The organism is Bacillota bacterium (assembly GCA_030705925.1).
Classification (GTDB): domain Bacteria; phylum Bacillota; class Clostridia; order Oscillospirales; family Feifaniaceae; genus JAUZPM01.
In genome coordinates this window covers 1-4,628 of the sequence record JAUZPM010000105.1, presented here as the reverse complement: position 1 = coordinate 4,628, position 4,628 = coordinate 1, and the positions used below count along the sequence as shown (strand labels likewise).

Sequence of the window (4,628 nt, the reverse complement as noted above, 5' to 3'; positions counted from 1 at the left end):
GCCGTTATTATTATAACGGTAAAAAGCCTAACTCCAAGCGATTTTGTGCAGTATACGGTCGGGCTGATTCTAAGCGTATCCTTCGCTCTTTACCTCGGATCGGTCATGAGAAAGATATATAAAAACAGAATGAAATGAGACAAAACACTTAGGCACCATCTCCATAAGACGCCGCCTCAATGAAAAAAGGGAACTCGTAACAGAGTACCCTTTTATATTCCCATATCCTATTTTAAAAGCTCGACAAGGGGCTTGCCGTCTGCTGTGGGCATATCAAATCCGAGTATCTTCGCAAAGGTCGGAGCCTCGTCGACTATCGGCCTTCTTTCAAGCTCCGCTCCTGCCTTAAAGTCTGGACCCATAGCCAAAAATATCGGCTGCGGCCCCTTATCCGGGTGATGCCCGTGTGAACCGTGAGCGAAGTGATATTCCCCGGGGTTGGTATCGCGGACATAAGGTCTTTGCCAGCCGTTTCCGAAGGAAGTATAGCCATCCGTCTCAAGCACGAACGAAAAATCCCCGCTCAGATGCTCTTTTTCGTTTATCTCCTCTGTCGTAAAGACTTCGCTGAAGCCATAGACCTCCTGATCTTTCATTGTATAAAGCAAGTTCTTGACCTTATCATAAACTTTTCTGTTGCTCGGGTCTTTAAGGTAAATATAAGCCGAAAGCCCGCCTGCCAGCATATAAGCGTCCCAATCGGTGATCTTGCCGTTTTTATCAGTCCTTATAAGTCCGTTTTCACGGAATATCACATTTGGCTTGACCATACGTCTTATTTCAAGCTGTCCATGATCGCTCAGCACGACAAAATTCGTTTCATCATAGACGCCTGCGTCCTTGGTCGCCTTTATGATGTCGCCCAGCCACTTATCACACCAGCATAACGATTCCGTCACGCTTTCGGTGAAAAGCCCAGTGTCATGGCGCGCGCCGTCGACATTCGCCGGATGGAGCATAAGCAAATCAGGTTTAAACTCTTTTATCATATCGCAGGCACAGGCAAATACGAATCTGTCAGCCTTGGGGTGCTTTCTCTCAACAAGAAGCGGCAGATTATGTATCACCGCTTTATTCATCACCTCTTCAGACGAGCCAGAGCGGCGGAAAACATCCTCAAAACTGTCGTCAGGCCCCTGACTCCAGTATTCGTCAACAAGATAATCAACACTTTTCAGGTTGCCCGTAACAGGCCAGAACACCGATGCGGTTTTAAGCCCTGCTTTTTTTGCATAGTCGAATATGGTCTGCGTCTTGATGACATTTGAAAACCAGTTCCACGGCAGCCTGCGCTCGCCCACGATAAATTCCTCATTTGCGGTAACTCCCGTCTTGTTCGGATAAGCGCCTGTCATTATGCTGACGTGAACCGGATATGTATTGGACGGATAGATCGTGCGCACCTTGTTTATCCTGGCGCAATTTTGCATTAACATCTTAAAATTGTCCATCTCTTTAAGATATTCAAGGTCTTCACCGACCATCGCGTCCATCGAAATCACAATAAGTCTCTTTGCCGGCATTAAAAACTCTCCTTTTATATAAGCGGATATACTTTCCGCCAAATTATTCAAAAGAATGATATATCCGGATCTGCCCGATGTCAACCTGAATGGTTGAAATAAACTTTTTTTTATAAATATCCGCGATATTTTCCAACTATATTAATTAAATTTGTCTGACACTATTCCTTAGGCATTTCAAATATTAGACAGGAAGCCAAAAATATATTATAATAACAAAAACGTTTAAGAAAAATGGAGCGGTGACAATGAAAAAAATCGGACTTATCGGCGGGATGAGTTGTGAATCGACACTTGATTATTATAAGATCATCAATGAAACGGTGAAAAAAAAGCTTGGCGGCTTTCACAGTGCGGAATGCCTTTTATACTCCGTCGATTTTGATCAAATCGAGAGATTACAGCATGAAGACAGATGGGAAGATCTTACGGGCATTATGATCGATGCCGCAAACAGGCTTAAATGCGGCGGTGCTGATTTTATCGTCATATGCACCAATACGATGCACAAAATGGCTGATGATATTGAGAGATCTACAGGACTTAAAGTGCTGCACATCGCTGAGTGTGCAGGTGAAAAGATTGCGGAAAAAGGAATAAAAAAAGTCGGCCTGCTCGGAACGAAGTTTACGATGGAGCAGGATTTTTATAAAAAAGTGCTGAAAGATAAGTTCGATATAGACGTCGTGATACCTGATGAAAAGGCAAGGAATACAGTCCACGACGTTATATACAGCGAATTGTGCAAAGGGATAGTCAAAGCAGAGTCAAAAAAAGAGTACATTAAAATAATAAATGGCCTTGCCTCAAAAGGGGCAAAAGCCATAGTTTTGGGATGTACAGAGATACCGATTTTGATTAAGCAGGAAGACGTGTCGATCCCGGTATTCGACACCACAAGGATACACGCTGAATCTGCCGTTGAATTTGCACTTACGGATTAGGCGCCGCATTTATTTTCATAAAATAATCCCGAACATCTAAAAGCGAATCTAATTTTTTGTGATAGAGCTTTTTTGTTTCATCCGACGGCTGTATAAGGTCTGGAACCATGATTGGCATCATCCCCGCCCTGCTTGCGGCTAAAATCCCGTTTTCAGAATCCTCAAGCACGGCGCATTCGGACGCGGCGCAGTTAAGCCTTTCGGCGGCTGTAAGGAATATGTCCGGCTCTGGCTTTCCTCTTTTTATATCGCTTCCGCAGATGATGCAGTCGAACCTTTCCATAATATTAGCGCTTTTGATGCACAATTCCACCCTCGTCCGATCTGACGACGAGGCGACAGCTTTATGTATACCTTTTTCATCTAAGTAATCCAGAAGCTCTAAAAGCCCCTTTTTGACAGGTATGCCCTTTTCTTTGATCGTATCCACTATATAGTCGTCCCAAATGCTTTCGATTTGTTTATACGGCGTGTCCTCACCGAAATGCTTACAAAACCTGTGCTCTATGACTTTCATATTGCATGCGACAAGCGTTTTGAAAAAATCATCAGTGAGCTTATACCCATATCTGGAACAGCCGAGACTCCAGCCCTCGTATGAAAGCTTTTCAGTATCGAACATCAGCCCGTCCATATCAAAAATGACAAGATTTATTTTCACGTTGACACCCTTTTCCAAGATTTTTAGTATTTAATAAGTTTATACTATTTTTATCTTTTTTACAATATTTTTTAAAGGGAGTGACGAAAATGGCAGACTGGGACTCAAATAGATACCTGATGTTCGAAAACGAACGCACACAGCCTTCTGTCGATCTTGTGAACCGGATACTAATAAAAGATCCTCAGAAGATCGTCGACATTGGCTGCGGCCCCGGCAACAGCACAGCAGCATTAAAAAATAAATTTAATGACGCTTACATTCTTGGCATAGACAGCTCGAAAAATATGATTGAAACCTCTAAACTCGAATATCCAAACCTTGATTTTAAAATTTGCGACGCTGAGAATGATTTAAGATCGCTTGGAAGCGATTTTGACATCGTGTTTTCAAACGCCTGCATACAATGGATTCCAAATCATGACAAGCTTCTCCGTGATATGATGGCAATTTTGAAGCCGGGCGGCATACTCGCGGTGCAAACCCCAATGAATTATGATGAGCCGATCCACCAGCTAATCGGAGATGTAACAACCAGCAAAAAGTGGCACGACTGTTTCGATCATAAGCAAATATTCTTTAACCTTACCCCAAGCAAATATTTCGATCTGCTTTCCGAAATATCAGCACAGTTCACGCTTTGGAACACTACATATTTCCACACGCTTCAGTCACATGAGGACATCTATAAATGGTACAGTTCGACAGGACTCAGACCATATCTGAACGTGCTTGACGGTGAGAAAAAGTTGGAATTTGAAAAGGATATATTATCAGCGATAAAGAAAAGATATCCTCTTCAGAAAAACGGCAAGGTCATCTTCAGGTTCCCCAGATTCTTTTTTATAGCACAGAAATAAAGAAAGACAGGCGTTTTTAGCGCCTGTCTCAGATTGTCGAAAAAGTACTGGCACCGCAAAGGCGGTTACATATAGGTGATAACACAACATGGAAGTATCAGGTCTTTAAACGTGATCTTCAGGTTACGGTTCGTAAATGCAAAATTGCTCTAAAGCCCCAGTACCTGGGCACTTTTGCTTACTTCAGAACAAGCGCCCTGCTGTATCTGCATACAGCGACGTGCGCCTGTTCTCGTCTGCCTGTCATTTTTCGAGCGTCTGTCAGACTGTCAAAAAGTACGGGCATCGCAAAGGCGGTTACATATAGGTGATACGACTTAAAATCAGCCTAACGAGGTGAATAGAGCATGATTTCAAAATCTATATTGAACTCTTTTAATTCTTTCGTGATATTTTTCGGGAGAGTGAAGAAAATTTCATGTGAAAATGAATCGATGAAAACGCTCAGTTTAATATCATACTCTGAGGCAATTTCAGATATATAACCTCTGAACGGATAAAGCTTAAAAATCAGCTTTTCCAAAGCGTCGGTCATTTCTATGTCGTCACCGAACTGCACTTCATATTGCAGCATATCCCTGTCATAAAAGCCCTTATCATCTTCTATCTTTTCACCTTTTCTGACTTCGTCATCGGGCTT

5 protein-coding genes are annotated in these 4,628 nt (G+C 42.6%); 2 read left to right on the top strand and 3 right to left on the bottom strand.

Annotation, left to right across the window (positions count from 1 at the left end):
• Positions 1–227 precede the first annotated feature (227 nt).
• A complete protein-coding gene (locus tag Q8865_11020) occupies positions 228–1,523 on the bottom strand; it encodes an ectonucleotide pyrophosphatase/phosphodiesterase (protein ID MDP4153949.1) in 1,296 nt (431 codons plus the stop codon).
• 248 nt (positions 1,524–1,771) lie between these two features.
• Here Q8865_11020 and Q8865_11015 point away from each other — a divergent pair, with 248 nt between their 5' ends.
• Complete coding sequence (locus Q8865_11015; GenBank protein MDP4153948.1) at positions 1,772–2,467, top strand: aspartate/glutamate racemase family protein; 696 nt, start codon at positions 1,772–1,774, stop codon at positions 2,465–2,467.
• Here the strand turns inward: Q8865_11015 and Q8865_11010 are convergent.
• The gene (locus Q8865_11010) at positions 2,457–3,128 is read right to left on the bottom strand and encodes an HAD family phosphatase (GenBank protein ID MDP4153947.1); all 672 of its coding nucleotides are present in this window, start codon (positions 3,126–3,128) and stop codon (positions 2,457–2,459) included. The two genes, Q8865_11015 and Q8865_11010, sit on opposite strands and share 11 nt — an antisense overlap.
• A gap of 89 nt (positions 3,129–3,217) precedes the next feature.
• Here Q8865_11010 and Q8865_11005 point away from each other — a divergent pair, with 89 nt between their 5' ends.
• The gene (locus tag Q8865_11005; GenBank protein ID MDP4153946.1) at positions 3,218–3,988 is read left to right on the top strand and encodes a methyltransferase domain-containing protein; all 771 of its coding nucleotides are present in this window, start codon (positions 3,218–3,220) and stop codon (positions 3,986–3,988) included.
• 328 nt (positions 3,989–4,316) lie between these two features.
• On the opposite strand, the gene Q8865_11000 is transcribed toward Q8865_11005, so the two are convergent.
• Positions 4,317–4,628, bottom strand: a 312-nt coding sequence (locus Q8865_11000) for a DUF4279 domain-containing protein (protein MDP4153945.1), incomplete at its 5' end; no start/stop codon positions are given.